The organism is Streptomyces sp. SID12501 (genome assembly GCF_010550245.1).
Lineage (GTDB): Bacteria > Actinomycetota > Actinomycetes > Streptomycetales > Streptomycetaceae > Streptomyces.
Map to the genome: position 1 here is coordinate 1 of NZ_JAAGLU010000063.1, position 26,629 is coordinate 26,629.

Below are 26,629 nucleotides of genomic sequence, written 5' to 3' on the forward strand. Positions count from 1 at the left end.
GCTCCTGCGGGTACGGGCTGCTGCGGCAAGGGCGGACCGGGCGGCCCTCCGCCGAATCCCAGCACGGGGTCGTGGGCCGGCGGGGGTGGGATCGCCGGCCTGCCGCGGCTCCTGCCGCCGGACGCCGGCGCCTTCGGCGCCGGGCGTCCGCCGCGCCGCGCCTCTATGAGGGTCACCGCGTGTTCGGGCAGCCACGCGGACGCCGTACCGCTGTCGTCGGAGCCGGAGCCGTAGAGGTGGGGGGCCAGCTGGGCCTGGAGGTCGGCTGGGTTGGGGCGGCCGGTCGCCTCCATCTGCATCAGGGACTCGATGAGAGGGCGGAGTTCGTCCGGCAGGCCTTCGAGGTCAGGGCCCTCCCGCAGCAGCATGAAGACCGTCTCCACGGGGTTCGCGCCGTGGAAGGGGGCATGGCCGGTGGCCGCGAAGACGAGCATCGAGCCGAGCGAGAACACGTCGCTGGCGCCGGTCACGCTGCGCGAGTCCTTCGCCTGCTCGGGGGACATGTAGGCGGGCGTTCCGACGGCGACGTTCGTCATCGTCAAACGCGTGTTCGAGACACCCGACGCGATACCGAAGTCGATGACCCGGGGGCCGTCCTCGACCACCAGCACGTTCGACGGCTTCAGGTCACGGTGGACGAGCCCCGCGCCGTGGATGGACTGCAGCGCCTCCGCGACCCCCGCCGCGAGCCAGCGCACCGCCTGGGCCGGCATCGGCCCGCACTCGTTCACTATCTCTTCGAGAGAGGGCGCGGGAACGTACGCGGTGGCCAGCCACGGTACGGCGGCACGCGGATCGGCGTCGACGACGGCGGCCGTGTAGAAGCCGGAGACGGCCCGCGCCGCCTCCACCTCACGGGTGAAGCGGACCCGGAACAGCTGGTCCTCTGCGAGCTCGGTCCGCACCGTCTTGATCGCCACGCGCCGCCCGGAGGCCGAGCGCGCGAGATAGACCAGCCCCATGCCGCCGGCACCCAGCCGCCCCAGCACCTCGAACGGCCCGATACGCCGCGGATCATGCTGCGTCAGCGGATCCACCACTTGCCTGCCACCTCCCCGTACGAGCCGCGTCACCTACATATGTACGCGACCTCGTGCAGCGTCTCACCACCGCCACCGCGTTGGCGGCACGCATCCCGATTCTTCCTGGCCTGGGCACAGGTTGCGAACTCGGATACGAAACGGGATGCCTCCACCCAAGCCAGGGCAAAAGCCCTTCTCGCGGGCGCCCCCGCACCTGCCCGCGCCCGTTCCGGGGCAGCTCATGACGCCTGATGACGGCTACTGGCGGCTCATTTTCGGAGGAGTGCGAACGACGCTCCCTGATTGTCCGTGACGACCGCCACATTCCCGTACGAAGTGTCGAAGGGCGGTGCCTGGACGCGACCGCCGAGCCGGTTCACCGTCCCGAGTGCCGCCTCCATGTCCTCGACGGCGAAGTGGACCAGGAAATGCGGGGGCATCTCGGCCGGGAAAACCTCCGCGACGGCGGCCCGGCCGAAGTCGGGGGCCGCTTCGGGTCCGAAGAGTGCCTCGTGGAAGAGGTTGCCGTAGAAGTCGTTGGCGACGGCGGTGTCCCGGGCGTACAGCTCGGCCCAGGCGAAGCTGCCGGGTTCGTGGCTGCGGCCGAATCCGTGGTGGGTACCGGCCTGCCAGAGGCCGAACACGGCTCCCTCGGGGTCGGCGGCCAGCGCCGTCGTCCCCAGCTCGCCGACGGAGACCGGCAGCGAGATCACCTGTCCGCCGGCCTCGTGGATCCGGGCGACGAGGGCATGGACGTACGGGGTGGCGAAGTACACCGTCCAGACGGTGGGCATCCGGCCGTCGGCCTTGTGGGCGAGGGAGGCGACGGGTTCGCCGTCGCACAGGGCGTGCGTCAGGCCCTCCTTCTCCCGGAAGGTCCACCCGAAGAGCTCACCGTAGAAGCGCTTGCCCGCCTCGACGTCGGGCAGCTGGGCGTCCACCCAGCAGGGAACGCCCTCTGTGCGGGCGGATGCCCTGTTTTCGGCCATACCGTCAAGTTAACGGTCCTTCACGGATCCCGCAGAGCAGGCGCGGGATCGGAGTGCGGGCCAGGGCGCGGACCCGGCCCGAGCCGCCTCTCAACGCCCTCCAGATGCCCTCTCACCTCGCACGCACCCCATTTGCAGTCGGCCGAATCGCGCTCCGATCACCCCTCGGTAAGCTGACGGCATGACAGGACAAGTGCGTACCGTCGACGGCCGTGTGGCCGGTCGGCGTGGGCAGGCGACCCGGCAGAAGCTGCTCGACTGCCTCAGCGAGATGCTCAGCTCTTCCCCTTACCGGGACGTCAAAGTCATCGATGTCGCCCGGAAGGCGGGGACTTCACCCGCCACCTTCTACCAGTACTTCCCGGACGTCGAAGGCGCCGTCCTGGAAATCGCGGAGCAAATGGCCACCGAGGGCGCCGGGTTGACCCAGCTGCTCGCGGGGCGGTCCTGGGTCGGCAAGGCCGGCTGGCAGACCGCCCAGGAACTCGTCGACGGGTTCCTGGAGTTCTGGCGGCGGAACGACGCGATCCTCAGGGTCGTCGATCTGGGCGCCGCCGAGGGCGACAAGCGGTTCTACAAGATCCGCATGAAGATCCTCAACTCCGTGACCAACTCCCTTACGGATACGGTCACCGAGCTCCAGGCCAAGGGCAGGGTCGACAAGGACGTCAACCCCGCCGCCATGGCCGGCTCCCTCGTCGCGATGCTCGCGGCGGTGGCCTCGCACCAGAGGGGCTTCCAGAGCTGGGGTGTGAAGCAGGCCGAACTGAAGCCGAACCTGGCCCAGTTGGTCCATCTGGGCGTGACCGGCAAGAAGCCGACGAAATAGCCCCAGCCCACTTATCCAGGTTCCGCGGCCCTTTCAGGCCCAAGTCCTGTCACGCAGGCGGTGGTCCACTCCGGTGGACCACCGCCTGTCGCGCGTCAGCGGCCTCGGCCGCGCGTGTTCATCACCGACATCAACGTCAGCGCCGGACGATCCGGAAGATCCGTATCTCCCGCTCGACCCGCGCCTGGTACGTCGCGTACGGCGGCCAGAACGCCAGCAGCGCCTTCCAGGCGGCGTCCCGTTCCGCGCCCGCCAGCAGCCGGGCCGTGACCGGGATGTCCTCCCCTTTCCAGCTGACCTCGGCGTCCGGATGGGCGAGGAGGTTGGCGGTCCAGGCGGGATGACCGGTACGCCCGAAGTTGGACCCGATGAGCAGCCAGCTGCCGCCGCTCTCCTTTCCCGTCTCCTTTCCCGTCTCCTTTCCCGATCCCTCCGTCGGCTCCTCCGGCATGCAGGCGAGCGGGGTATGCCGCGGCTGCCCGCTCTTCGCCCCGCGCACGGTGAGCACCACCCCGGGCAGGAGCTGGGCGCTCAGCAGCACCTTGCCCCTGGTCAGCCGGTGGACGACACGGTCGAGCGCCGGGACGACGTGCGGGGCGATCCGCGCGAAGGCCGGCGCCGAGGACACTTTCTGTACCGCTTTCACTACCCTCGCCGCTGTCACCGGCATCAGACGGCCACCTCTCCCGTGTCGAAGAGCCGCGCGGCGTCGGCCGCGTGCGCCCGGAGCCGGTGCACCGGCCCGAACAGCAGCTCGTCACCGGCGGCTCGCTTGAAGTACAGCTGGGCCTCGTGCTCCCAGGTGAAGCCGATACCGCCGTGCAGCTGGATGCCCTCGGCGGCGGCCGTGCGGAGGGAGTCGAGAGCCTGGGCGAGGGCGAGCCCGCCGACCCGCTCCTCCTCGCGGGCAGTTGTGGCAGTTGTGGCTCCTGGTTCGGTCGACGCGGTTTCCCAGGCCGCGTAGTAGGCGGCCGAACGTGCCGCCTGGACCTGGACGTACACATCGGCGAGCCGGTGTTTCACGGCCTGGAAGGACCCGATGGCCCGCCCGAACTGCTCGCGCCGCTGGGCGTGTTCGACGGTCAGCTCCAGGATCCGGTCGGCGGCCCCGACGGCCTCGGCGGCCAGCACGGTGGCGGTGACGTCTCCGGCGCGGGCGAGACAGGCGCCGACGTCGGCCTCCTCGTCTCCCAGCAACTCGGCAGGCACGTCACGCAGTTCGAGGCGGGCCTGCGGCCGGGTGGCGTCGAGGGAGGTCTGCCGGGTACGGACGAGGCCGGGGGCGTCGCCGGGGACGAGGAAGAGAAGGGTGCGTGAGCGGGCGTATCCACCGGCGTGGGCGGCCACGAGGAGGAGCTGGGCGCTGTGTCCGTCGAGGACCTGGCCGACCTGCCCGTACAGCCGCCAGCCACCTGCCCGTCGGGCCGCCTGAACACCTCCGGCCCGGCCTCCCCCGGCCCAGTCGCGGCGGGGTTCGCCGGTGAGGGAGAGCACGGCGGCCAGACAGGCGCCGGGGACGGCGAGGGTGGCGGTCAGGGCACCGGAGGCGATGCGCGGCAGGAGGTCGGCGCGCTGGGCGTCGGTGCCCAGGGCGGTGACGAGGGGGGCGGCCAGTACGGCGGTCGCGAGCAGCGGGGAGGGGGCCAGAGCCCGCCCCAACTCCTCTGCGGCAAGGGCGAGTTCGGTCGTGGTGCCGCCCACGCCTCCGTGGACCTCGGGGAGGGCGAGCCCTGGCAGACCGAGGTCGCGGGCGAGGGCGGTCCAGAGAGCGGGGTCGTACCCGGCCGGGGTGTCGACAGCGGCCCGTACTTCGCCCGGCGAGCACCGCTTGTGGAGCAGTTCGCGGAGAGTACGGCGGATGTGGTCCTGCTCTGGGGTGAAACGGGCGTCCATGACCTGCCCCTCCTGGGCGTCCGCGGCGCCCGTTCAGCGGGATCTGACGGTTCGTCATATTAGGGCGGACACACCCTGCCGCACAGGGCCCGAGCTGATATACCGTCAGATTCATGCTGAGTCGACGACGAACGGGCAGCCGACGAAGGGGCAGACAGTGAGCCGGAAGGTCGCGATCGTCGGGGTCGCCCTGTCGGACTGCGGCCGGGTGGACGACGCGACCCCGTACGCGCTGCACGCACAGGCCGCCCGGCGGGCGCTGGCGGACTCGGGGCTCGGCCGGGAGGTGGTGGACGGTTTCGCGTCCGCGGGTCTCGGCACCCTGGCCCCCGCCGAGGTGGCCGAATACCTGGGCCTGCGCCCCACCTGGGTCGACTCCACCTCGGTCGGCGGCTCGACCTGGGAGGTCATGGCGGCGCACGCGGCGGACGCGATAGCCGCGGGCCACGCCAACGCCGTACTCCTCGTCTACGGCTCCACGGCCCGCGCGGACGTCAAGGCGGGCCGGCGGACGGGGAACCTGTCCTTCGGCGCGCGGGGCCCGTTGCAGTTCGAAGTCCCGTACGGGCACACCCTGATCGCCAAGTACGCGATGGCCGCCCGCCGCCACATGCATCAATACGGCACGACGATCGAGCAGTTGGCGTCGGTGGCGGTCCAGGCACGGGCGAACGCGGCACTGAACCCGGAGGCGATGTTCCGGACGCCGATCACCGTCGACGAGGTGCTCGACGGCCCGATGATCGCGGACCCCTTCACCAAACTCCACTGCTGCCTGCGCTCGGACGGGGGCGCGGCGGTGCTGCTGGTGGCCGAGGAGTACGTGCGGGACTGCCGTACGCGGCCGGTGTGGATCCTCGGGACCGGTGAGCACGTCTCGCACGTGAGCATGTCGGAGTGGGCCGACTTCACGGTGTCCCCGGCGGCGGTGAGCGGACGGATCGCCTTCGAGCGGGCGGGAGTCCGGCCGCAGGAGATGGACTTCGCGGAGATCTACGACGCGTTCACCTATATGACGCTGGTGACGCTGGAGGACCTCGGCTTCTGCGGAAAGGGCGAGGGCGGGGAGTTCGTGGACGCCGCGAAGGGCCGCCTGCGGGTGGAGGGCGGCGAGTTCCCGGTCAACACGGACGGGGGCGGACTGTCGGCCCAACACCCTGGAATGCGGGGGCTGTTCCTGCTGGTGGAGGCGGTGCGGCAGCTGCGCGGGGACGGGGGTGCGCGGCAGGTCCGTACAGCCGCTGGAGGACTGCCGGAGCTCGGGGTGGCCTCCGGCACCGGGGGCTGGTTCTGCTCGTCCGGGACGGTGGTGCTGGGCCGGGGGTGAGCCGTTGGGCCCAGAGGTTCACGTCACACACGCAGCTCGGGGATCTCGTCCGCCGGCAGGACGTCGGCGATGCGCCACAGCCCGATCCAGCTCTTCGGGGCGACCGACTCGTCGAGCAGTACGGCGTTGACCTCGGGGTCGGGGTCGTCGCAGGCGTCCGCGCAGACGGTGACCTGGAAGCCGGTGTCGACCGCCCACCGGGTGGTGGACAGCACCGTCCCGGAGGTGGCGACGCCCGCGACGACGAGCCGGCCGACCCCGGCGGCCTCCAGCAGCTCACGGAGGTCGGTGGTGGCGAAGGCGCTGAAGCTGGTCTTCGTCAGCACGGTCTCGCCCTCGGCGGGGGCCAGGAGCGGGTGGATCTGCTCGCTCATACCCTGCGGGACGACATGGAAGACGGGCAGCCCGGCCGTACGCGCGGCGGCGAGGGCGTGTGCGGCGCGCTCGGCGACGGAGGGGTCGTGACTGAAGTTGTCGACGATGTAGGTGACGTAGTCGAGGGAGAGAAACGCGGTACCGGTGGCCATGGTGTTCACCTTCGTGGAGGAAAACGGGGCTAAAATCGGAGAGCTCGCCCCGGTTAGCCACACCGTACCGGAGACGGCGCCCCGTTTACATGTTTCACGACGATGGAGACCCGGAGATGGCCACAGAGAACCGGCCCCTGCGCGCCGACGCCCGCCGCAACCGGGACCGGCTGCTGGCTGTGGCGCGGGAGGCGTTCGCCGCCGAGGGGCTCTCGGTGTCGCTGGACGAGATCGCACGCCGGGCGGGCGTGGGGCCGGGCACGCTGTACCGGCACTTCCCCACCAAGGAGGGCCTGTTCGAGGCGGTGGTCCACGAGCGTCTCGACCCGCTCCTCACCGAGGCCCGCGCCCTGCGCGACGCGGACGACCCGGGCGCGGCCCTGTTCACGGTGCTCGACCGGCTGGTGACGGACGCGGTGACGAAGGCGGACCTGATCGACGCGATCGCCCACGCGGGCCCCGAGGTCCGGGCGACGGTCGACGCGACCTCAGCCGACCTCCACCGCGTGATCGGCCACCTGCTGACCCGCGCCCAGTCCGCCGGCACGGTCCGCGCCGACATCGGCATCGCGGACCTGATGGCGATCCTGTCGGGCATCCTGCTGGCCCTGCGTCACCGGGCGAACGCGGGTGCGAACCCCCGCCTGGCCCTGGCGGTGCTGTGCGACGGGCTGCGGGCGGGGACCTGAGCGCCTCAAAGGGGCGCGGGGCGGTGTCGATCTGCGGCTCCACCGCGGGACGCGGCCAGCCGCGACGGCGCCGCACCGAACTGGACCGACAAACCCTCGTGGCACCTCAAGCGGAGCGCTACCCGCAGGCCCCGCACAGCCCCCGGTAGGTGACCTCCACCTGGGACACCGTGAAGCCGAAGCGTTCCTCCGCGGGGAGGTCCGCCAGGGGGTCGCCGGTGGGGTGGACGTCCCGGATCATGCCGCAGTTCGAGCAGATCAGGTGGTGGTGGGGGTGGTGCGCGTTCGGGTCGTAGCGCTTGGCGCGGCCGTCCGTCGCGACCTCTATGACCTCCCCGAGGGAGACCAGCTCGCCCAGGGTGTTGTAGACGGTCGCCCGGGAGATCTCCGGCAGCCGCTGGGCCGCGCGGGCGTGCACTTCGTCGGCCGTGTAATGGACGTGTTCGCCGTCGAGGACCTCCGCAACGACACGCCGCTGGGAAGTCATCCGCCAGCCGCGTCCACGCAGTCGCTCCAGCAGGTCGCTCATATCGTTCACCTATTCAAGTTCGGTCGAATACACGGATTTTACCAGTGGACGTCCGGGTTCCGATAGGATATGGATTTGTCACACTTCTTGACTTGGACCTTGTCCATTGTAGGATCGCTTACGGCGATGGCCAAGGGATCCGAGGGACAGGAAGAGACTCCAGTGCGGCACCAGTGCAGCAGGAGACAGCAGCGGCGAGACGGCGTGTGTGACCTCCTCCACGCGTCCGACCGTCCCCCCACCCCTCACCACCCCTCCAGTTCCCGAGAACGCAGTTCGTGAGCAGCTAGCAGCACCGAGATCTGCCCCGTCCGGAAGGATTCCCATGTCTGAGAACAACGACGCGATCGTCACCGACGCGAAAACCGAGGGCACGGGGGGCGGCTGCCCGGTCGCGCACACGCGCGCCCCGCACCCGACCCAGGGCGGCGGCAACCGCGAGTGGTGGCCCGAGCGCCTGAACGTGAAGATCCTCGCGAAGAACCCCGCGGTCTCGAACCCGCTGGGCGAGGAGTTCGACTACGCCGCCGCGTTCCAGACCCTCGACCTCCCCGCCGTCAAGCAGGACATCACGGCGGTGCTGACGGACTCCAAGGACTGGTGGCCGGCCGACTTCGGGCACTACGGCCCGTTCATGATCCGGATGGCCTGGCACAGTGCGGGCACCTACCGCATCAGCGACGGCCGCGGTGGCGGCGGCGCCGGTCAGCAGCGCTTCGCCCCCCTGAACAGCTGGCCGGACAACGGCAACCTCGACAAGGCCCGCCGTCTGCTGTGGCCGGTCAAGAAGAAGTACGGCCAGAGCCTCTCCTGGGCCGACCTCATGATCCTCGCGGGCAACGTGGCCCTGGAGTCGATGGGCTTCGAGACCTTCGGCTTCGGCGGCGGACGCGCGGACGTGTGGGAGCCCGACGAGGACGTGTACTGGGGTCCCGAGAAGGTCTGGCTCGACGACGAGCGCTACACCGGCGACCGTGAGCTGGAGGAGCCCCTCGGCGCCGTCCAGATGGGCCTCATCTACGTCAACCCGGAGGGCCCCAACGGCAACCCGGACCCGCTCGCCTCGGCCCGCGACATCCGCGAGACGTTCCGCCGCATGGCGATGAACGACGAGGAGACCGTCGCCCTCATCGCCGGTGGCCACACCTTCGGCAAGACCCACGGCGCGGGTCCGGCGGACGCCGTCGGCGACGACCCCGAGGCCGCCCCGATCGAGCAGCAGGGCTTCGGCTGGAAGAGCACGTACGGCACCGGCAAGGGCGGCGACGCGATCACCAGTGGCCTCGAGGTCACCTGGACGAGCACGCCGGCCCAGTGGAGCCACGGGTTCTTCAAGAACCTCTTCGAGTACGACTACGAGCTGACCACCAGCCCGGCCGGCGCCAACCAGTGGGTCGCCAAGGACGGCGCCGGTGCGGGCACCATCCCGGACGCCCACGACGCGTCGAAGTCCAAGCCCCCGATGATGCTGACGACCGACCTCGCGCTCCGGTTCGACCCGGCGTACGGAGAGATCTCCCGTCGCTTCTACGAGAACCCGGACCAGTTCGCGGACGCCTTCGCCCGCGCCTGGTTCAAGCTGACCCACCGTGACCTGGGCCCGATCGTCCGCTACCTCGGCCCCGAGGTCCCGTCCGAGACGCTGCTGTGGCAGGACCCGCTCCCCGAGGTGACGCACGAGCTCGTCGACGCCGCCGACGTCTCCGCCCTCAAGGCGCAGATCCTCGCCTCCGGCCTCACGGTGTCCCAGCTGGTCTCCACCACCTGGGCGGCCACGTCCTCGTTCCGCGGCAGCGACAAGCGCGGCGGCGCCAACGGTGCCCGTATCCGCCTCCAGCCGCAGGCCGCCTGGGAGGTCAACAGCCCGGACGAGCTCGCCACGGTGCTGCGCACCCTTGAGGGCGTCCAGTCGTCCTTCAACGCCGCCCAGTCCGGCGGCAAGCAGGTCTCGCTCGCCGACCTGATCGTCCTCGCGGGTGCCGCGGGCGTCGAGAAGGCGGCCAAGGACGCCGGCTTCGACATCGAGGTCCCCTTCACGGCGGGCCGCGCGGACGCGACGCAGGAGCAGACGGACGTCGAGGCGTTCGCCCCCCTGGAGCCGACCGCCGACGGGTTCCGCAACTACCTCGGCAAGGGCAACCGCCTCCCCGCCGAGTTCCTGCTGCTCGACAAGGCGAACCTGCTCAACCTGAGCGCCCCCGAACTGACCGTCCTCGTCGGCGGTCTGCGCGTCCTCGGCGCGAACCACCAGGGCTCGTCGCACGGTGTCTTCACCGCCACCCCGGGCGTGCTGACGAACGACTTCTTCGTCAACCTGCTCGAACTGGGTACGGAGTGGACGGCGACGTCCGAGGACCAGAACACGTTCGAGGGTCGCGACGCCTCGGGCCAGGTCAAGTGGACCGGCACCCGTGCCGACCTGGTCTTCGGCTCCAACTCCGAGCTGCGTGCGGTCGCGGAGGTCTACGCGAGCGACGACGCCAAGGAGAAGTTCGTCAAGGACTTCGTCCAGGCGTGGGTCAAGGTGTCGAACGCGGACCGTTTCGACCTCGTCTGATCTGTAGGTCCGCTTGATCCGCTGGTTCGTTGAACGATGACGTCCAGGCCGGCCCGTACGGGTCGGCCTGGACGTTTTCGTTGCCCCCCGCACATCCGCGTCTTTCCGTGGCCTACCGCCGCCCGAGTGCGTACGATGCCGATCGCCCCCCAGAATTGGCATGCGCACGATGTGTACGAAATGGGGCTCGGTTGGACCTGGAATACCGGCTGCTCGGCCCGGTCGAGGCCTGGAGCGGCGGACACCGTCTTGCCCTCGGCGGCCCCAAACCCCGGGCCCTGCTCGCCGCTCTGCTGCTCCGGCCCGGACGAACGGTCTCCGCCGGCACGCTGATCGACATGGTCTGGGGGGACCAACCGCCGGACACGGCACGCGGGCTGATCCAGACGTACGTCTCCGGGCTGCGGCGAGCGCTCCCCGGCGGCACCGATCCGGACACCGGCCCGGGTACGGCCACGTGCGCCGATCCGATCGAGACCCGCCCGCCCGGCTATCTCCTCCACGCGGACGGCGCCCGGATCGACCTCGCGGACTTCGAACGGCTCACCGCGCGGGGACGGGACCGCGCGGCCTCCGGCGACCACCGTGCCGCTTCCCAACTCCTCCGGGAAGCACTGGAGTTGTGGCACGGCTCGGCCCTCGGCGGGGTCGGCGACGCGCTGCGGGCCGAGGCGGGGCGGCTGGAGGAGGCGCGGCAGGCCGCCCTGGAGGACCGGATCTCCGCCGACCTGGCGACGCCGGGCCACGAACAGGACCTGGCCGCTGAACTGACCGCCCTGGTCGGCGGCCACCCCACCAGGGAGCGGCTGCGCGGCCAACTGATGCTCGCCCTCTACCGGTTGGACCGCCAGGCCGACGCGCTCACGGTGTACGCCGAGGGACGCACCGTACTCGCCGACGAACTGGGCATCGATCCGGGCCCCAAACTGCGGAGGCTGTACGAGGCGATCCTGCGGTCGGACGAGAAGCTGACGCCGGTCACCGCCATCACCCCGCCCGGGGGCGCCGCGAGGACCGACAGTACTGCCGACAGTTCTGCCGACCGGAAAGCCGACGACGACAACGCCCCGGAGGAAGGCGGCATCGGCACCTCGGCCGATGCGGTGGCACTGCCCCGCGCATCCCTCCTCCCGCCCGCCATAGGCGACTTCACCGGCCGTACGGCCCAACTCGCCGAAGTGGAAGCCCTGCTGTCCGGCCCCCGCGAGGCCATGCCGATCGCGGTCGTGTCCGGCCCCGGCGGCATCGGAAAGTCCGCGTTCGCCGTGCAGGTCGCGCACCGGCTCGCCGCCGCCTACCCCGACGGCCAGCTCTACGCCGAGCTGCACGGCTTCAGCGATCCGGTGCCGCCCGCCGAAGTGCTGGGCAGGCTACTGCGCGCGCTGGGCGCCGATCCGCCCGAGGGCCTAGCCGAACGCGGCGATCTGTTCCGCAGCCTGGTCGCCAGGCGCCGCATCCTGCTGGTCCTCGACGACGCGGGCAGCGAGGCGCAGATACGGCCGCTGCTGCCGGGCAGCGCGAGCTGTGGCGTGCTGATCACGTCCCGGGCCCGCCTGGCCGGCCTCGGCGGCGAAGACCTCACCCAACTCGACGTCCTGGACGAGGGGTTGGGCATCGAGCTGCTCGCCCGGATCGCCGGCGACGCGCACATCCGGCGGGAACCGGAGGCGGCGCGACGGATCGTCGCCCTGTGCGGCGGACTGCCGCTGGCCCTGCGTATCGCCGGGGCCCGGCTGGCGACCCGCAGCCACTGGACGCCGAGCGGGCTCGCCGAGCGCCTAGCGGACGAGCGCCGTCGCCTCGACGAACTCGCCGTCGGCGACCTGGAGGTACGCAGCGGACTCGGCCTGAGCTACGACGCCCTCGACACCCCCGCCCGTACCGCCCTGCGCCGGCGCGGCCTGCTCGGCGCGTCCGACGTGGCCCCGTGGGTAACGGCCGCGCTTCTCGACCTGCCGGAGGCGGCGGGCGGCGAGGACATCGTGGAGCAGCTCATCGACGCCCAGTTGCTGCACTTCACGGGCACCGACCGGGCCGGGCAGCCGCGCTTCGGGCTGCACGACCTGGTGCGGGTGTACGCGGCCGAGCGCGCCGAGGCCGAGGACTCGCACACCGAGCGGGCCGCCGCCCTCGGCCGGGCGCTCGGCGGCTGGCTGTGGCTCACCGGCCGGGCCGCCGCCGCGGCGCCTTCCGGAGAGGTGGTGCTTCAGGACCCGCGCACACTGTGGCCGGTCGGTGACCGGGCCGCCGGGCCGGCGCTGGCCGACCCGGCCAGGTGGTTCGAGGCGGAGTCCGGCGCGATCGCCGTCGCCGTCGAACGTGCCGCCGCCATGGATCTGCCCGCGCTCGCCTGCGAGGCCGCCGCCACCCTGTGCTCGTCCGCGTACCTCGTCAGCAACCGTTTCGACGCGTGGTCGCGTACGCACGAGGCGGCGCTGGCCGCCGTACGCCGCGCCGAGGACCGCGCCGGGGAGGCCCGGCTGCTCGTCGGCCTCGGCCATCTCCGGTACGAGCAGGACGACTTCACCGCGTCCGTGGGCCACTTCCGGCAGGCGGCCGGGCTCTGCGCCGGCCTCGGCGACGTGCGGGGACACGCGACGGCTCTCGCGGGCCTGGGCGGCGCCTACCGCGAACAGGGCCGGCTGCGGGACGCGGTGCGTGAACTCACCGGCGCCATCGAGAGCTTCAGGCGGCTCGACGACCCGGCGGGGCTCGGCGTCGCCTGCCGGTACGCCGCGCTGGCCCACCTCGAACTCGGCGAGTTCACCGCCGTCGCCGACCGCATCGAGGAGGCCCTGGCCGCGTACCGCCGCCTCGGCAGTCGGCGCGGCGAGGCGCTCGCCCTGCGGACGTACGGGATGCTGCACCGGGCGCGCGGCGACCATGCGACGGCCGAGGATCTGCTCAGCCGATCCCTCACGCTGCTGCGGGAGTTCGGCGACGACCTGATGAGCGCGTACGCCGCGCAGGCACGGGCGAAGGCCCGCCTGAGGCTGGGCCGGACCGTTGAGGCGGCGGCGGACCTGGCCGGCCTGCTCGACGTGTGCCGGAGGTACGGCGACCGGTACGGCGAAGCGCTGGTGCTCCGCACCCTCGGCGAATGTGCCCTCGCCGCAGGCGAGTTGACCGAAGCGGACACCCACCTCTCGGCGTCCGCCGCCCTGTGGGGCGCCCTGGGACTGCCCCTCCCCCGGGCCCGTACCCTGCGCTCCCTCGCAACCCTGCGGGCCGCCCTGGGCGACGAGCGGGAGGCGGCTGCCCTGCGGGCGGAGGCGGGCGGGGTGTTCACCGCGTACGAGGCACGGGAAGCGCTGGAACCGGACGGCTCCTGAAGGGACTTGAAGTCACCTGAACGAACTTGAAGGGGCTTGAAGGGGACTTGCAGAGAAGTTGAAGCGGCCCCCGCGAAGCTTCCTGGTGTCGGAGGGAAACGGGAACATCCCGAACTCCCCCGGCACCAACGGGGATTCAACGGGGAAAGGAACTTCGATGCCCAGCATCACCATGCCCGGTTCGGTCAGGACGCCCGCGCGGCGCGCCGCCACCCTCCTGCTGATCTCGGCCCTCGCGGGCGGAGCGCTGACTGCGGAGTCGGTGTCGGCCGCGGCCTCGGCCGCACCGTCGTCGGTGTCACCGACGGCGACGGCGCTCCAGAACGCCATCGTCGCCAAGGCGCAGCAGCAGGTGTCCATCTCGCCGCGCAACCGCGAGAAGGCCGGCAACTGCAACTACTACAGCGCGGTCGCCACCGACCCGAAGAGCGGCACGGTCGGCAACTGCGGCAAGGTCGACGGGCTGCAGTGGCGCACCAACAACTGGTGCGCCGACTTCATCCGCTACGTCTGGAAGAACTCCGGCGCCAAGACGAAGAACACCGACGCGTTCGCCGGCTCGTTCTACCGGGCCCGCAACTCCATCGGCACGTGGCACGCGCGGGGTTCCTACGTCCCGAAGATCGGCGACGCGGTCCTCTACGACTGGGACGGCAGCACGCCGAGCCTCGGGAACAACGGCTGGGACGTCGACCACATCGGCATCGTCGTCGCCTACAACAGCAGCACCAAGAAGCTGACGACCGTCGAGGGCAACACCACCAAGACCGGCTCCGGCGGCACGGAAGGCGTCTACAAGCGGACGAACCGGTACAACACCAAGGCCGGTGACGTCGTCGGCTACGTGACGCCGAAGAAGCTGTAAACAGCCGCGGGACAACACGGACAGCACCATGCGACGGGGGACATCCGGGGACGGTCGACAGACCGTCCCCGGATCCCGTGCGGCCCGACGCCCGGCCCGGCCTCCGGCTCGACTTCCGCTCACTCCACAGGACGGACATGCAGAAGACCGAATCAAACGACATCATCCTCATGAACGACCCCCGCGTGGCCGGCATCCCCGTCCGGGAGAACGGTGAACCACTCGTGGATCTACGGGAGTCGCCCCACCTGCGCGTCGACACCCGCCTGGCCGACCCGGCGGGCTCCTACGCCCTGCTGCGCGACGGCGTCGCCCGGCGACTGGCCCGGGCCGCCCGCCTGCTGCCCGAGGGCCTGCACCTGCTGGTCACAGAGGGCTACCGTCCGCTCGTCCTCCAGCAGCGGTACTTCGACAGGTACGAGTCCGAGTTGCGCGCGGCTCACCCCGACTGGCCGGAGCCTTATCTGCGTGACCGGACGAGCCGGTCACTCTCCCCGCCGGAGATCGGCCCGCATGTCGCGGGCGCGGCCGTCGACCTGACCCTGTGCACCGGCTCAGGGACGGAACTCGACCTGGGAACCCCGGTGAACGCGAGCCCGGAGGAGAGCGACGGCGCCTGCTACACGGCTGCTCCCGGCATCTCCCCCACCGCCCGCGACAACCGCCGCACCCTGTCGGCCGCGCTCACCGCGGCAGGCCTCGCCAACTACCCCACGGAGTGGTGGCACTGGTCCTACGGCGACCGCTACTGGGCCCTGACGACAGGCGCCCCGGCAGCTCTGTACGGCCCGGCGGACACGTACGCCGGCTGACGGCGCCGGGGCAAGGGTGAAAGTGAAGGTGGAGGTGGAGGTGGGGCGTGCGCCGGGGCTTGTCCGTATCCGCGATACTCGCCCCATGGAACTGGAACTGGAACCGGAACCGGATCTTCACGACCTGCTCAGGACTCTGCGGGTGTGGTCCCCCGAGGTCACAGAGCTGCCCGTCTTCGACCCGGACACGGCCCCCGCCGATCCGCTCCCCCTCTTCACCACCTGGTTCGCGGAGGCGGTGGCCGCCGGGCAGCCCGAGCCGCACACCATGTCCCTGGCCACCTCGGACACGGCCGGCCTGCCTGACGTACGCACCGTGATGCTGCACGGCGCGGACACCGACGGCTGGTCCTTCGCCTCGCACTCCGGGAGCGGCAAGGGCCGGCAACTGGCGGCGCGCCCCTACGCGGCGCTCCATTTCTACTGGCCCTCGCTGGGCCGCCAGATCCGGCTGCGGGGCCCCGTAGAGTCCGCCCCCTCCTCCGAGGCACAGGCCGACCTGCACGCCCGCTCGACGGGAGCACTGGCCGCCGCGCTGACCGGCCGCCAGAGCGAAGTACTGGGCTCGGTAGCCGAGTTGGAGCGCGTCTCGCAGGAAGCCTGGGAACAGGCGCAGCGCGAACCGGACGCCCCCGCCCCGACCTGGACCCTGTACCGACTGCGCCCGGACGAGGCCGAGTTCTTCCAGGGAGACGCCCAGCGCCGCCACGTACGCCTCAAGTACCGTCGTACGGAAGCGAGTTGGCTCAGGGAGTTGCTCTGGCCGTAGGCGTGGCCGCTTCCTGATCCGGGTCGGTCAAGGGGCCGGCTCAGGGACCAAGTCCGGGTCCGGGTCCGGGTCCTGGGCGATCCGCCCGTGCAGATGCACGTCCCGGAAGACGTCCTGGCGCCGCTCCTCGAACATCGCGCCTCGCAGGGTCCCCTCGTACCGGAAGCCGCAGCGTTCGGCGACGCGGCAGGAGGCGTCGTGGCCGAGGGCGTGGCCGAGTTCCAGGCGGTTCAGGCCGAGGACGCCGAAGGCCCAGCGCGCGCCGAGGGCGAGGGCGCGGGTGGCGACGCGCCTGCCGCGGGCCTCGGGGAGGACCCAGTAGCCGACGCGGGCGACGCGCATGAAGGGGTCGATGTCGTTGACGCCCAGGTGGCCGAGTATCGCGCCGGTGACGACGTCCGTGACGCAGAAGGACACCCCGGTGCCGTCCGCCGCGGTCCCGGAACGGGTGCCGAGGGAGTCGCGGGCGCTGTCGAGGTCGGTGACCTGCATCATCGGTGTGTTCCAGCGCCGGAAGTCCGGGTCGGTCAGCCCGCGCAGCCACGCGTCGACGTCGGTGTCGGAGTCCGCACGCCACTGCCGCAACCGGAGTCCGTGACCGAGCAGTTCGGGAAACTCGGGGACGGGGTGGGCGTGGGACCGCTCATGGATATGGGCCATCACCCCATTGAAGCCCGTACAGCCGTACGACTCCCACCCCGGGGACGGAATACCGGCACACCCTCCCGAAAAGCCACCTCCAGCCCCATCCCGACCCGCAGCCCGCCTTCCACACCTTCCACACCTTCCGTACCGTCCACCACCTCCGTCATCATCCGCGGCCCCTCGTCGAGGTCGACGACGGCAGCCACGTACGGCGTACGCTCCCCGAAGGGCGGCAGGTCGTTGCGGTGCACGACGGACCAGGTGTAGAGCGTGGCCAGTCCGCTCGCGGCCTCCCACACCACGTCCTCGCTCCAGCAGTACGGGCAGAACTCCCGGGGATAGTGATGAGCCCGCCCACAGCCACCGCACCGCCGCACGAGCAGCCGCCCCTCGGCCGCCGCGTCCCAGTAGGCCCGCGTGAAGGCGTCGATCTCGGGGATGTCGAACCGGCCGCTGTCCGTACCCCTGCCTGTGCCCGCACCCCTGCCCGTGCCCGTGCTCATGTCCATGGCCCCCTGGCAACTGTCCCAATCTGACGGTACGTCAGTTCAGTATGGCCTCACCGAGCCCCCACAACCAGGCCGCCCGTGCCACCGGACCCGCCCGACTCCCCCACAGCCGTGATCAATCCGCAACCGATTCCGGTCTTGACCGAGACCTAACAAGTGAGCGGGTGCATACGCTCAGACACATGGCCGACTCACCGACTTCGTCACCGTCACCGTCCTCGACCACCCCCGTGTACGTCATCGGCGGTGGACCGGGCGGTCTCGCCGTCGCGTACGCGCTGCGGGCCCAGGGTGTGCGGGCGGTCGTGCTGGAGCGGGGCGACCAGGTCGGGTCGTCCTGGCGGCGGCACTACGACCGGCTGCATCTGCACACCACCCGGCGGCTGTCCTCGCTGCCGGGGCTGGCGATGCCGCGTTCGTTCGGGCGGTGGGTGGCGCGGGACGACGTGGTCCGGTACCTCGAGAAGTACGCGGAGTACCACGAGCTGGAGGTCGTCACCGGCGTCGAGGTGTCCCGGGTCGAGCGGACCGCCGACGGCACCGGCTGGCTGCTGCACGCCACCGGTGGGCGCGAGCTGACCGGCAGCGCGGTCGTCGTCGCCACCGGGACCAACCACACACCCCGGATCCCCGAGTGGGCCGGGCGCGACGCCTACCGCGGCGAGCTGCTGCACGCGGGCCAGTACCGCAACGCCGCTCCCTACGCCGGCCGTGACGTCCTCGTCGTCGGGATCGGCAACACCGGTGCCGAGATCGCCGTCGACCTGGTGGAGGGCGGGGCCTCACGGGTACGGCTGTCGGTGCGTACCGCTCCGCACATCGTGCGGCGGTCCACGGCCGGCTGGGCGGCCCAGTTCACGGGCATCGTCGTACGACGGCTGCCGGTGCGCCTCGTCGACCGGCTCGCCGGGCCGATGGCCAAGCTGAGCGTGCCCGACCTGTCCGCCCACGGGCTGCCCCGCCCCGACACCGGGCTGTACTCGCGGGTGACCGCCGGCTCCATCCCCGTGCAGGACGTCGGCCTCATCGACGCCGTACGGAAGGGAAGCGTCGAGATCGTGGCCGCCGTCGAGGGCTTCGAGGACGGGAAGGTCGTCCTCGCCGACGGCGAGCACCTCGAACCGGACGCCGTCATCGCCGCCACCGGATACCTCCGGGGCCTGGAAGGCCTGGTCGGCCACCTCGACGTACTCGACGCACGCGGCAAGCCGCTCGTCCACGGGGCCCGCGCTCCGAAGAACGCGCCAGGGCTCTTCTTCAATGGCTACACCAACCCCATCAGCGGAATGTTCCGCGAAATGGCGATCGACGCGGTGCGCATCGCGAAGGCGGTCGCACGGCAGCAGTCCGTCGCCGCGAAGTAGCCAGACCTCGCCCGGCCCGCACCTCCGCCGCACCTCCGCAGTACTTCTGCAGCACCTCCGCCGCCCACAAATCGACGACCGGCTCAGCCACGCTGTGCGCGGACGTAGCAAAAGTTCCTCGCACGCCGGTTCCTGACGGAGTGTCAGTTCAGTAACCTGACACTGCGTCAGTTAATTGGCTGTCACACAGGAGCGGGCGGACCGATGCTTGGATCAACCCACGGCACCCTCACCACCGACTCCCGCCGGGCCCGGGTCATCGCCTGCGGCGAGCAGCCCTCGCCGGTCGTGCACGGCAGGCCCGCCGATGTCGACGACCTCGACGTCAGCGGCCGGCCGCTGTACGCCGGCGTGCCCGATCTCGACCGCTTCTTCAGGCCCGAGTCCCTGGCGGTGGTCGGCGCCTCGGATGCCGAGGGGCGGCCGAACACCGGTATCACCCGGCAGTTGCTGGCGTGGGCCGAGCGGGTCGGTGCCCGGCTGCACCCGGTGCACCCGACCCGCGAGGCCGTCTTCGGCATACCCTGCTTCCCCTCCGTCGCCGACCTGCCCGAGCAGATCGATCTCGCCGTACTCCTCGTCGCCGACCCCCTTCCCGTGGTCGAGCAACTCGCCGAGGCCAAGGTGAAGTTCGCCGTCGCCTTCGCTTCCGGGTTCGCGGAGACGGGCGAGGCGGGCGCGGAGGCACAGGCCCGGCTCGCCGCCGCCGTCCGCCGCTCCGGCCTGCGGCTCCTCGGCCCGAACACCAACCTCAACGCCTTCGAGAACTTCCGCGAGGACCTCGACGGCCCGGCGATAGCCCTGATCACCCAGTCCGGCCACCAGGGCCGCCCCGTCTTCGCCCTCCAGGAACTCGGCATCCGCCTCTCCCACTGGGCCCCCACCGGCAACGAGGCCGATCTGGAGACCGCCGACTTCATCTCGTACTTCTCCGAACGGCCCGAGGTGGGCGCCATCGCCTGCTACGTCGAGGGCCTGAAGGACGGCCGCTCCTTTCTCCTCGCCGCCGACCGGGCCGCGAGGCGCGGAGTACCCGTCGTCGCGGTCAAGGTGGGCCGCACCGAGACCGGCGCCCGCACCGCCGCCTCCCACACCGGCAAACTGACCGGCGCCGACAGGGTGGTGGACGCGGCGATGCGGCAGTACGGGGTGATCCGCGTCGACGGACTCGACCAACTCCAGGACACCTCAGCCCTGTTGGCCCGAGCCCGCCGTCCGCTCGCCGACGGGGTCGCCGTCTATTCGATCTCGGGCGGCACGGGCGCGCACTTCGCGGATCTGGCGACCGAGGCCGGGCTGAACCTCCCGCAGTTGTCCGCCGGCAAGCAGACCGAGCTGCACCAGTGGATACCCGACTACCTGAACGTGGCCAACCCGATCGACAGCGGCGGACATCCGGTCGGCGACTGGCGCGGCCGGAAGATCATCGACGCGATCCTCGCCGACCCGGCGGTGGGCGTCCTGGTCTGCCCCATCACCGGCCCCTTCCCCCCGATGAGCGACAAGCTCGCGCAGGACCTCGTGGACGCGGCCGAGCAGACGGACAAGCTGGTGTGCGTGATCTGGGGCTCGCCGGTCGGCACGGAGGCCGCGTACCGCGAGACCCTGCTCGGCTCCTCCCGCGTGGCCACCTTCCGCACCTTCGCCAACTGTGTGACCGCCGTGCGCGCCCACCTCGACCACGCCCGGTTCACCGCCTCCTACCGCTCCCCCTTCGACGAGGCACCGCGCACCCCGTCGCCCAGTTTCCGCAAGGCGCGGGCGCTGATGCGGCCGGGCGAGGCCCTGAGCGAGCACGCCGCCAAGCTGTTGCTGCGCGCGTACGGAATCCGGGTGCCGCGCGAGCAGTTGGTGACCAGCGCGGCGGCGGCCGTCCGGGCGGCGGGGCTGGTCGGCTACCCGGTGGTGATGAAGGCGTCGGGCGGCCAGATCGCGCACAAGACGGAACTCGGGCTGGTGAAGATCGGGCTGACCTCGGCCAGCCAGGTCCGGGACGCCTACCGTGAGCTGACCGACATCGCCCGCTACGAGGGCGTGGACCTGGACGGCGTACTCGTGTGCCAGATGGTCGAGCGGGGCGTCGAGATGGTCGTCGGCGTCACGCACGACGACCTGTTCGGCCCGACGGTGACGGTGGGGCTCGGCGGCGTGCTCGTGGAGGTGCTCCAGGACACCGCCGTACGCGTGCCGCCCTTCGGTGAGGTGCAGGCGCGGGACATGCTGACCGAGCTGCGCGGGCGTGCCCTGCTCGACGGGGTCCGGGGACGCCCCCCGGCCGACCTGGACGCGCTCGTCGAGGTCGTCATGCGGGTGCAGCGCATGGCGCTGGAACTCGGGGACGAGCTGGCGGAGCTCGACATCAACCCGCTGATGGTGCTGCCCAGGGGGCAGGGAGCGGTGGCGCTGGACGCGCTGGCGGTGTGCGGACCAGGTCCGGACGGCCGGCACATCCAGCACAGCACGGACGTGAACCAGCCGCCGCTCTAGCCACCACCACAGGAAACGGAGCAGCTCCCCCATGACTTCCTCCCCCGAAGAATCCAGCACGCCGGAAATTCCCGTGGAGCCGGAAATATCCGCCGCGTCGTCTGATCCATTGGTACTGCACGCCACTGACAATCAGGTCTCGTGGATCACCCTCAACCGCCCCGAATCCCTCAACGCCATCACCCCTGACCAGCGAGAACGCCTCATCCAACTTTTCTCGGAGGCCTCCGCCGACCCTGCCGTACGAGCCGTCGTCCTCACCGGCACGGGCCGCGGCTTCTGCACGGGCGCGGACCTGCGAGGAGGCGGGCAGGCCGCCGGGGAGCGGATCGCAGGTGACGTGGCTCGCGTCATCCGGCTCGGTGCCCAGCGCCTGATCTCCGCCGTCCTCGACTGCGAGAAGCCGGTCATCGCGGCGGTGAACGGCACGGCGGCCGGCCTCGGCGCCCATCTGGCCCTCGCCTGCGACCTGGTCCTGGCCGCCGAACAGGCCCGGTTCATCGAGGTGTTCGTACGGCGGGGTCTGGTCCCGGACGGAGGCGGCGCGTACCTGCTCCCCCGCCTGATCGGTCCGCAGCGCGCGAAGGAGCTGATGTTCTTCGGTGACGCGCTGACCGCCCCGGACGCCGAACGCCTGGGCCTGGTCAACCGGGTCGTACCGGCCGAGGACCTCCACAAGACGGCACGTGAATGGGCCGAGCGCCTGGCCACCGGTCCGACCCGCGCCCTCGCCCTCACCAAGCAGCTCGTCAACGCCTCCCTCGACTCCGACCGCGCGACCGCCTTCGCCGCCGAGGCCGCCGCCCAGGAGATCAACATGACGACGGCGGACGCGCGGGAGGGCGTCGCGAGCTTCGTGGAGCGCCGGAGTCCGCGTTACAGCGGGAGCTGACTGCCTTGCGGGGCTTCACTTCTGACGCTCCGTCAGCTCCAATGGAACGTATGTTGGGACAAGCAGGAATGGCGGCGGCTGCCGTCCGGTATCTCAGGTCCGCCGGGGCGCCGACAGTGGCGCCCACGGTCGCGGGGCCCGTCGAGGCGCTGCCCCGGCCGGACTTACGGGCGGTCGGCGAGGACGAGCGGGCACCGGTCGCCCCGGCCGAATTCCGGCGCGTACTGGGGAACTTCGCGACCGGCGTCACCGTCATCACCGCCCCGGCCGCCGAAGGCGAGAACACCCCCGCCGGCTTCGCCTGCCAGTCCTTCGCCGCCCTCTCCCTCGACCCGCCCCTCGTCGTCTTCATGGTCGGCCGTACGTCGAGGACGTGGCCGCTCATCGCGCGCGCGGGCGTCTTCTGCGTCAACGTACTGGGCGCCGAGCAGGGCGAGTTGTGCCGGGGGTTCGCGAAGAGCGGCACGGACAAGTTCGCCGACGTCGCCTACGACGCGTCCCCGGTCTCCGGCTCACCGCGCCTCATGGGCGCCTCCGCGTGGATCGACTGCGCGATCCACGCGGTGCACACGGGTGGCGACCACTTGATCGTCGTGGGGCGGGTGGAGGCGCTGGGGTCGGGCGAGGACGAAGGCGCTCCGCTGCTGTTCCATCGTGGGCGGTTCCTCTGACCCAGACCCTCCCGGGTCGCCGGACCGTTGCTGATGGCATGAGCACCGGCAACGAGGCACGAGCAGGATGCCCCTTCCGTGCGGCAACGGCACATCCTCGGTCTGACGACACCGTGTGTGCATGTCCCCGTAGTCGGGCTCGCGGCCCAGCGTGCACTCGGCGGACAGAGCAGGCGTGGTGGTTGTGGTCACGGATGCCCACCACCGTGGTCCCCCTGATCGCCGACCTCGAAGTCACCCTCGAACTCGGGCAGTCGGGCGCCTCGACTGTCGGCGACACGGAGCACGTCACCGAGTACCTGTGTGACCACGCGCAGCGTGCGCCGCAAAGTGTCCTCGCCTGCCTTGAGGTCGTCCAGGACTGCCTTTGCGCCCCCAAGTACGTCTGCTCCGTCCCGGAGTTGGTCCGCCTCGATCTCGTCCGCGAGCCGGGACAGCCGGCTTGGGACGTCGCCTGTGGACAGGAAACAGGGCTTGCCGGTGTCGGTCTCCCACGGCAGAAGCCGTAGTCCGACAGGGGGTGCTGGACAGGCATTTCGGTTATACGTCACGGGCTCACTCCGGCAGGGTGGGCTGCCGGCAACGTCAGGTGCATCATGGGGGTCCCTTCCGAGGGGACCGGGGTGGTGTGTCTGCTTGGCGGTAGGGCACCACCCCGGTGTCGTCCGGTCGGCCAACTACGGCCGACTACTGGCTCAAGCCAGTTTGGCCGCGAGCGACCGCCCGCGTCAAGCTACTGGCTCAAGCCAGTTGTTATGCTGCGTGCATGACGACGCCCGGCCCCTCCCCGAACCAGCCGCCGAGCAGGCGCATCGCGGAAGAACTGCGAGCCGCCATCGAGGCTGGGCAACTCGCGCCCGGCGACAGGCTGCCGTCCGAACGCACCCTTGCCCAGCAGTACGGAGCCGCTCGCAACACGGCCCGCGAGGCGATCCGACTCCTCGCCGAGGAAGGGCTGGTGACGGCCCGTCACGGAAGCGGTGTCTTCGTACGCGAGCCGCAACGGCTCCTCCGCTTCGGCAGCGACCGCTACTCCCGCGCCCACCGCGAGACCGGCCTCACCCCCTTCCGGCTCGAAGCCCGGCGCCAGGGCAAGGAAGCCCGTATCGACGTCGTGAGCATCACCCGGAACCGCCCGCCCCAGGACATCGCCGAGCGCCTTGACGTTCCCGCCGAGGACGAAAGTGTCCTGCACCGGGAGAACCACTACTTCGCCGACGACGAACCCGTACAGATCGTGTCGACGTACCTCCGCTGGGACGAGGCACAGGGCACACCTCTCACCCGGCCCGACACCGGCAAGGACGGGATCTACGGCCGACTTGAGGAACTCGGCCACGTCATGACCCGCGTACGGGACGAGATCACGGCACGCATGCCGACACCGGCCGAAGCAGCCGTCCTCACCCTGCCCTCCGGCGTCCCCGTCATCGAGGTCCTGCACACGAGCCTGGACCAGCAGGGCGCGCCGTTCGAGGTGTCCCGCTACGTACATCGAGCGGACCGTACCGGCCTGCTCTACGAACTGCCCGTCGAGTAGCCGCCGAACCCAGCAGGAGCCCGGCATGTACAGCATCATCGCCATCCGCCCCTACGAGGACACGGACCTCCCCGGCGCGGCAGCGGCCTTGACCGACGTCCACTCCACCGACGGCTACCCGGTCGAAGGCGTCGCCCACCCGGAGGCATGGCTGCGCTCGGACGGCGTACTCGCCTCCTGGGTCGCCGAGGCCGACGGGCGGATCGTGGGCCACGTGGCGGTGATGCGCCCGCGCGGCGAGGACGCCGTTACCCTGTGGGCGGGCCAGAGCGGGGACGACGAACAGCACATCGCGGTGCTGGCCCGTCTGTTCGTCGTCAGGGACGCACGGAAACTGGCCCTGGGCGAGCGGCTCGTCCGAACCGCCATGCACTACGCGCTGCGCCACAACCGACGCCTCGTCCTGGACGTCATGGCCAAGGACACCGCCGCCATCCGCCTCTACGAGCGTCTCGGCTGGCTCAGAACCGGCGAGGCCACACACCGGTACGGCGACGGACAGCAGATCCAGGCCATCTGTTACGTGGCTCAGCCGTAGGTGCAGCTCGCGCCCGTCGACGGCACGGACTAGCTCAGGTGTTCCACCACTCGTCGGTGGCACAGCCCACCTCGTAGTGCCACCATCCTTCCGCCTGGCCTCGCGCCAGAAGGGCCTTGATCCCGGCGAAGTCCGCGCCTACCGGTGCAGTGAAGGCCACCATGGGGAAGTCCTCACTGAAGACCTCACCTCCGAGTCCGAACACCGAAAAGTGCTGATGTACCGCGTGCGGACTGCGTCCCAGGCGGCCGGCGGGCACGGGCACCACACGGATGGTGCAGTTACCGGAGGAACTGACCCGCCCGACAGCCCAGTGGAGCCCGTCGGAGTCGGTCCGGTACCGCACCACGTCACCCTCGGCCACCCCGTCCTGGAGGAAGGGAACGTTCTGCACACTGGCCGTGTCATCACCGAGCTTCGTCGCCCACAGGCCCTCAGTGTCCTGCGGGATCCACCCCTCGCGAGGGACGAACCGAAACCAGACCTTGATCTTCTCGACCGCGCTCTCCATGACAGCCATCATGCGCCGACAGGCAACACCGTCCCGCACCGTATCCGAGCCGGGCGATCAACCGTAACGGTCATGAGGTCAGCCGAGGTTGAAGCCAAACTCAGGCCAGGGCCCTCACTCCGCCCACCGACCGCCGCCGTATCACCAGCGCCATAAGCGCCGCAGCCGCGCACAGCGCCCCCGACGCGTACCAGACCACGTCGTACGCCCCGAAGACATCCCGCGCCATCCCCCCGAGGAACGCGACGAGGGCCGCGCCGACTTGGTGGGAGGCGAGGACCCAGCCGAAGACGATCGCGCTGTCGTCGCCGTAGTGCTCGCGGCACAGGGCGATGGTGGGCGGGACCGTGGCGACCCAGTCGAGGCCGTAGAAGACGATGAAGAAGATCATCGGAGGGTGGACGGAGGGCGCCAGCAGCATCGGGAGGAAGAGGAGCGAGACGCCGCGCAGCGCGTAGTACACGGCGAGGAGGCGGCGCGGGTCGTAGCGGTCGGTGAACCAGCCGGAGGCGATCGTGCCGACCACGTCGAAGACGCCGACGACGGCGACGGCGAGCAGTGAGGCGGCGGCCGTGATGGGCATGCCGTGGTCGTGGGCGGCGGGCACGAAGTGGGTCTGGATCAGGCCGTTGGTGGAGGCCCCGCAGATCGCGAAGGTGCCGGCGAGGAGCCAGAAGGGGCCGGTGCGGACCGCCGACAGCAGCACCTGGATCGTTCGCCGCGCCGCGCCCTGCACGGGGGCCGGCTTCGGTACGAACTCCTGCGCCCCGTACGGCTTCAGGCCCACGTCAGCCGGGTGGTCGCGCAGCAGCAGCCAGACGAAGGGGATGACTGTCAGGGCCGCCAGGGACACCGTCACCGCCGCCGGGCGCCAGTCGTACGTCTCGATGATCCACGACAGCAGGGGCAGGAAGATCAGCTGGCCGGAGGCCGAGGCGGCGGTCAGGATGCCCGTCACCAGGCCCCGGCGGTCGGTGAACCAGCGGTTGGTGACCGTCGCCGCGAAGGCGAGCGCCATCGAACCGCTGCCCAGTCCGACCAACAGGCCCCAGCACAGCATCAGTTGCCAGGCCGCCGTCATCCACACGGTCAGGCCGGAGCCCAGCGCGATGACCGCGAGGGCGACCGCGACGACCCGCCGGATGCCGAAGCGGTCCATGAGCGCGGCGGCGAAGGGGGCCGTCAGCCCGTACAGCGCGAGGTTGGTGACTCCTCCCACGCGTGAACGCGCGGGCTTCTCCTGTCGGTGGCTAGGCCACGTCGGGAAGGACCAGCCCGGCCCTGACAGCGACGTTGAGTGCGCCGACCTGGTCCGCGTTCGCGGTGTGGCCG

25 protein-coding genes are annotated in these 26,629 nt (G+C 71.0%); 15 read left to right on the plus strand and 10 right to left on the minus strand.

Translation table 11 applies throughout. The features are described from left to right. Positions 1–1,040: serine/threonine-protein kinase (locus G3I71_RS42310; protein ID WP_343243247.1), on the minus strand; the 1,040-nt coding region annotated here is incomplete at its 3' end. A 251-nt stretch (positions 1,041–1,291) separates the two neighbouring features. Further along, positions 1,292–2,011 carry a VOC family protein gene (locus tag G3I71_RS42315; protein ID WP_164323748.1) on the minus strand — a complete coding sequence of 240 codons (720 nt, stop codon included), beginning with the start codon at positions 2,009–2,011 and terminating at the stop codon, positions 1,292–1,294. Between the two features lie 181 nt (positions 2,012–2,192). Between G3I71_RS42315 and G3I71_RS42320 the strand changes: the two genes are divergently transcribed. After that, positions 2,193–2,840 carry a TetR family transcriptional regulator gene (locus G3I71_RS42320; RefSeq protein WP_164323750.1) on the plus strand — a complete coding sequence of 216 codons (648 nt, stop codon included), beginning with the start codon at positions 2,193–2,195 and terminating at the stop codon, positions 2,838–2,840. A gap of 136 nt (positions 2,841–2,976) precedes the next feature. On the opposite strand, the gene G3I71_RS42325 is transcribed toward G3I71_RS42320, so the two are convergent. Together G3I71_RS42325 and G3I71_RS42330 are read right to left on the minus strand one after the other, a co-directional pair. Beyond that, on the minus strand, positions 2,977–3,510 hold the full coding sequence (locus G3I71_RS42325; protein ID WP_164323752.1) for a nitroreductase family deazaflavin-dependent oxidoreductase: 534 nt from the start codon (positions 3,508–3,510) through the stop codon (positions 2,977–2,979). After that, the gene (locus G3I71_RS42330; RefSeq protein WP_164323754.1) at positions 3,510–4,733 is read right to left on the minus strand and encodes an acyl-CoA dehydrogenase family protein; all 1,224 of its coding nucleotides are present in this window, start codon (positions 4,731–4,733) and stop codon (positions 3,510–3,512) included. Before G3I71_RS42330 ends, G3I71_RS42325 begins: the two co-directional genes overlap by 1 nt. A 157-nt stretch (positions 4,734–4,890) precedes the next feature. On the opposite strand from G3I71_RS42330, the gene G3I71_RS42335 reads away from it, so the two are divergent. Next, positions 4,891–6,060, plus strand: coding sequence for an acetyl-CoA acetyltransferase (locus G3I71_RS42335; protein WP_343243248.1), 1,170 nt, complete (start codon positions 4,891–4,893; stop codon positions 6,058–6,060). Positions 6,061–6,083: 23 nt separating this feature from the next. On the opposite strand, the gene G3I71_RS42340 is transcribed toward G3I71_RS42335, so the two are convergent. Beyond that, positions 6,084–6,587 carry a cysteine hydrolase family protein gene (locus tag G3I71_RS42340; protein WP_164323755.1) on the minus strand — a complete coding sequence of 168 codons (504 nt, stop codon included), beginning with the start codon at positions 6,585–6,587 and terminating at the stop codon, positions 6,084–6,086. A gap of 116 nt (positions 6,588–6,703) precedes the next feature. On the opposite strand from G3I71_RS42340, the gene G3I71_RS42345 reads away from it, so the two are divergent. Beyond that, positions 6,704–7,276, plus strand: a complete 573-nt coding sequence (locus G3I71_RS42345; RefSeq protein WP_164323757.1) for a TetR/AcrR family transcriptional regulator — start codon at positions 6,704–6,706, stop codon at positions 7,274–7,276. Positions 7,277–7,394: 118 nt separating this feature from the next. Here the strand turns inward: G3I71_RS42345 and G3I71_RS42350 are convergent, their stop codons facing one another. Further along, positions 7,395–7,805, minus strand: coding sequence for a Fur family transcriptional regulator (locus G3I71_RS42350; protein ID WP_164323759.1), 411 nt, complete (start codon positions 7,803–7,805; stop codon positions 7,395–7,397). A gap of 325 nt (positions 7,806–8,130) precedes the next feature. Here G3I71_RS42350 and katG point away from each other — a divergent pair, with 325 nt between their 5' ends. From katG to G3I71_RS42375, 5 genes are all read left to right on the plus strand, one after another. Further along, positions 8,131–10,362, plus strand: a complete 2,232-nt coding sequence (gene katG, locus G3I71_RS42355) for a catalase/peroxidase HPI (RefSeq protein WP_164323761.1) — start codon at positions 8,131–8,133, stop codon at positions 10,360–10,362. Positions 10,363–10,553: 191 nt separating this feature from the next. Continuing rightward, a complete protein-coding gene (locus G3I71_RS42360) occupies positions 10,554–13,694 on the plus strand; it encodes an AfsR/SARP family transcriptional regulator (protein ID WP_164323763.1) in 3,141 nt (1,046 codons plus the stop codon). Between the two features lie 157 nt (positions 13,695–13,851). Further along, positions 13,852–14,559, plus strand: a complete 708-nt coding sequence (locus G3I71_RS42365; RefSeq protein WP_164323765.1) for a CHAP domain-containing protein — start codon at positions 13,852–13,854, stop codon at positions 14,557–14,559. Between the two features lie 137 nt (positions 14,560–14,696). Next, positions 14,697–15,371, plus strand: a complete 675-nt coding sequence (locus G3I71_RS42370; RefSeq protein WP_164323767.1) for a M15 family metallopeptidase — start codon at positions 14,697–14,699, stop codon at positions 15,369–15,371. An 85-nt stretch (positions 15,372–15,456) separates the two neighbouring features. Continuing rightward, positions 15,457–16,140 carry a pyridoxal 5'-phosphate synthase gene (locus G3I71_RS42375; protein ID WP_164323769.1) on the plus strand — a complete coding sequence of 228 codons (684 nt, stop codon included), beginning with the start codon at positions 15,457–15,459 and terminating at the stop codon, positions 16,138–16,140. Positions 16,141–16,167: 27 nt separating this feature from the next. Here G3I71_RS42375 and G3I71_RS42380 read toward each other — a convergent pair whose 3' ends face one another. Then, positions 16,168–16,800 carry a GNAT family N-acetyltransferase gene (locus G3I71_RS42380; protein ID WP_164323771.1) on the minus strand — a complete coding sequence of 211 codons (633 nt, stop codon included), beginning with the start codon at positions 16,798–16,800 and terminating at the stop codon, positions 16,168–16,170. Next, positions 16,800–17,288 carry a Zn-ribbon domain-containing OB-fold protein gene (locus G3I71_RS42385; RefSeq protein WP_203732843.1) on the minus strand — a complete coding sequence of 163 codons (489 nt, stop codon included), beginning with the start codon at positions 17,286–17,288 and terminating at the stop codon, positions 16,800–16,802. The genes G3I71_RS42380 and G3I71_RS42385 overlap by 1 nt, the downstream gene beginning before the upstream one ends. Before the next feature lie 188 nt (positions 17,289–17,476). Between G3I71_RS42385 and G3I71_RS42390 the strand changes: the two genes are divergently transcribed. From G3I71_RS42390 to G3I71_RS42420, 7 genes are all read left to right on the plus strand, one after another. Continuing rightward, positions 17,477–18,658 carry an NAD(P)/FAD-dependent oxidoreductase gene (locus G3I71_RS42390; protein WP_164323775.1) on the plus strand — a complete coding sequence of 394 codons (1,182 nt, stop codon included), beginning with the start codon at positions 17,477–17,479 and terminating at the stop codon, positions 18,656–18,658. 204 nt (positions 18,659–18,862) lie between these two features. Further along, positions 18,863–21,145 carry an acetate--CoA ligase family protein gene (locus G3I71_RS42395; RefSeq protein WP_164323777.1) on the plus strand — a complete coding sequence of 761 codons (2,283 nt, stop codon included), beginning with the start codon at positions 18,863–18,865 and terminating at the stop codon, positions 21,143–21,145. A gap of 31 nt (positions 21,146–21,176) precedes the next feature. Continuing rightward, the gene (locus tag G3I71_RS42400; RefSeq protein WP_239149688.1) at positions 21,177–22,037 is read left to right on the plus strand and encodes an enoyl-CoA hydratase/isomerase family protein; all 861 of its coding nucleotides are present in this window, start codon (positions 21,177–21,179) and stop codon (positions 22,035–22,037) included. Between the two features lie 50 nt (positions 22,038–22,087). Next, complete coding sequence (locus tag G3I71_RS42405) at positions 22,088–22,708, plus strand: flavin reductase family protein (protein ID WP_164323779.1); 621 nt, start codon at positions 22,088–22,090, stop codon at positions 22,706–22,708. Positions 22,709–22,902: 194 nt separating this feature from the next. Further along, the gene (locus G3I71_RS52825) at positions 22,903–23,217 is read left to right on the plus strand and encodes a hypothetical protein (protein ID WP_164323781.1); all 315 of its coding nucleotides are present in this window, start codon (positions 22,903–22,905) and stop codon (positions 23,215–23,217) included. A 257-nt stretch (positions 23,218–23,474) separates the two neighbouring features. After that, the gene (locus G3I71_RS42415) at positions 23,475–24,248 is read left to right on the plus strand and encodes a GntR family transcriptional regulator (protein ID WP_164323783.1); all 774 of its coding nucleotides are present in this window, start codon (positions 23,475–23,477) and stop codon (positions 24,246–24,248) included. A gap of 25 nt (positions 24,249–24,273) precedes the next feature. Further along, positions 24,274–24,786, plus strand: a complete 513-nt coding sequence (locus G3I71_RS42420; protein ID WP_164323785.1) for a GNAT family N-acetyltransferase — start codon at positions 24,274–24,276, stop codon at positions 24,784–24,786. 34 nt (positions 24,787–24,820) lie between these two features. Here G3I71_RS42420 and G3I71_RS42425 read toward each other — a convergent pair whose 3' ends face one another. Both G3I71_RS42425 and G3I71_RS42430 read right to left on the minus strand, forming a co-directional pair. Further along, the gene (locus G3I71_RS42425) at positions 24,821–25,309 is read right to left on the minus strand and encodes a DUF4265 domain-containing protein (protein ID WP_164323787.1); all 489 of its coding nucleotides are present in this window, start codon (positions 25,307–25,309) and stop codon (positions 24,821–24,823) included. A gap of 88 nt (positions 25,310–25,397) precedes the next feature. Continuing rightward, positions 25,398–26,516, minus strand: a complete 1,119-nt coding sequence (locus tag G3I71_RS42430) for an MFS transporter (protein WP_343243249.1) — start codon at positions 26,514–26,516, stop codon at positions 25,398–25,400. Positions 26,517–26,629 lie beyond the last annotated feature (113 nt).

What these genes read in the sequence shown, in the direction of transcription:
- G3I71_RS42315 (WP_164323748.1), bottom strand. Translation starts at nt 2,011, where the DNA reads ATGGCCGAAAACAGGGCATCCGCCCGCACAGAGGGCGTTCCCTGCTGG.
- G3I71_RS42320 (WP_164323750.1), top strand. Translation starts at nt 2,193, where the DNA reads ATGACAGGACAAGTGCGTACCGTCGACGGCCGTGTGGCCGGTCGGCGT.
- G3I71_RS42325 (WP_164323752.1), bottom strand. Translation starts at nt 3,510, where the DNA reads ATGCCGGTGACAGCGGCGAGGGTAGTGAAAGCGGTACAGAAAGTGTCC.
- G3I71_RS42330 (WP_164323754.1), bottom strand. Translation starts at nt 4,733, where the DNA reads ATGGACGCCCGTTTCACCCCAGAGCAGGACCACATCCGCCGTACTCTC.
- G3I71_RS42340 (WP_164323755.1), bottom strand. Translation starts at nt 6,587, where the DNA reads ATGGCCACCGGTACCGCGTTTCTCTCCCTCGACTACGTCACCTACATC.
- G3I71_RS42345 (WP_164323757.1), top strand. Translation starts at nt 6,704, where the DNA reads ATGGCCACAGAGAACCGGCCCCTGCGCGCCGACGCCCGCCGCAACCGG.
- G3I71_RS42350 (WP_164323759.1), bottom strand. Translation starts at nt 7,805, where the DNA reads ATGAGCGACCTGCTGGAGCGACTGCGTGGACGCGGCTGGCGGATGACT.
- katG (WP_164323761.1), top strand. Translation starts at nt 8,131, where the DNA reads ATGTCTGAGAACAACGACGCGATCGTCACCGACGCGAAAACCGAGGGC.
- G3I71_RS42365 (WP_164323765.1), top strand. Translation starts at nt 13,852, where the DNA reads ATGCCCAGCATCACCATGCCCGGTTCGGTCAGGACGCCCGCGCGGCGC.
- G3I71_RS42370 (WP_164323767.1), top strand. Translation starts at nt 14,697, where the DNA reads ATGCAGAAGACCGAATCAAACGACATCATCCTCATGAACGACCCCCGC.
- G3I71_RS42375 (WP_164323769.1), top strand. Translation starts at nt 15,457, where the DNA reads ATGGAACTGGAACTGGAACCGGAACCGGATCTTCACGACCTGCTCAGG.
- G3I71_RS42380 (WP_164323771.1), bottom strand. Translation starts at nt 16,800, where the DNA reads ATGGCCCATATCCATGAGCGGTCCCACGCCCACCCCGTCCCCGAGTTT.
- G3I71_RS42385 (WP_203732843.1), bottom strand. Translation starts at nt 17,288, where the DNA reads ATGAGCACGGGCACGGGCAGGGGTGCGGGCACAGGCAGGGGTACGGAC.
- G3I71_RS42390 (WP_164323775.1), top strand. Translation starts at nt 17,477, where the DNA reads ATGGCCGACTCACCGACTTCGTCACCGTCACCGTCCTCGACCACCCCC.
- G3I71_RS42395 (WP_164323777.1), top strand. Translation starts at nt 18,863, where the DNA reads ATGCTTGGATCAACCCACGGCACCCTCACCACCGACTCCCGCCGGGCC.
- G3I71_RS42400 (WP_239149688.1), top strand. Translation starts at nt 21,177, where the DNA reads ATGACTTCCTCCCCCGAAGAATCCAGCACGCCGGAAATTCCCGTGGAG.
- G3I71_RS42405 (WP_164323779.1), top strand. Translation starts at nt 22,088, where the DNA reads ATGTTGGGACAAGCAGGAATGGCGGCGGCTGCCGTCCGGTATCTCAGG.
- G3I71_RS52825 (WP_164323781.1), top strand. Translation starts at nt 22,903, where the DNA reads ATGCCCACCACCGTGGTCCCCCTGATCGCCGACCTCGAAGTCACCCTC.
- G3I71_RS42415 (WP_164323783.1), top strand. Translation starts at nt 23,475, where the DNA reads ATGACGACGCCCGGCCCCTCCCCGAACCAGCCGCCGAGCAGGCGCATC.
- G3I71_RS42420 (WP_164323785.1), top strand. Translation starts at nt 24,274, where the DNA reads ATGTACAGCATCATCGCCATCCGCCCCTACGAGGACACGGACCTCCCC.
- G3I71_RS42425 (WP_164323787.1), bottom strand. Translation starts at nt 25,309, where the DNA reads ATGATGGCTGTCATGGAGAGCGCGGTCGAGAAGATCAAGGTCTGGTTT.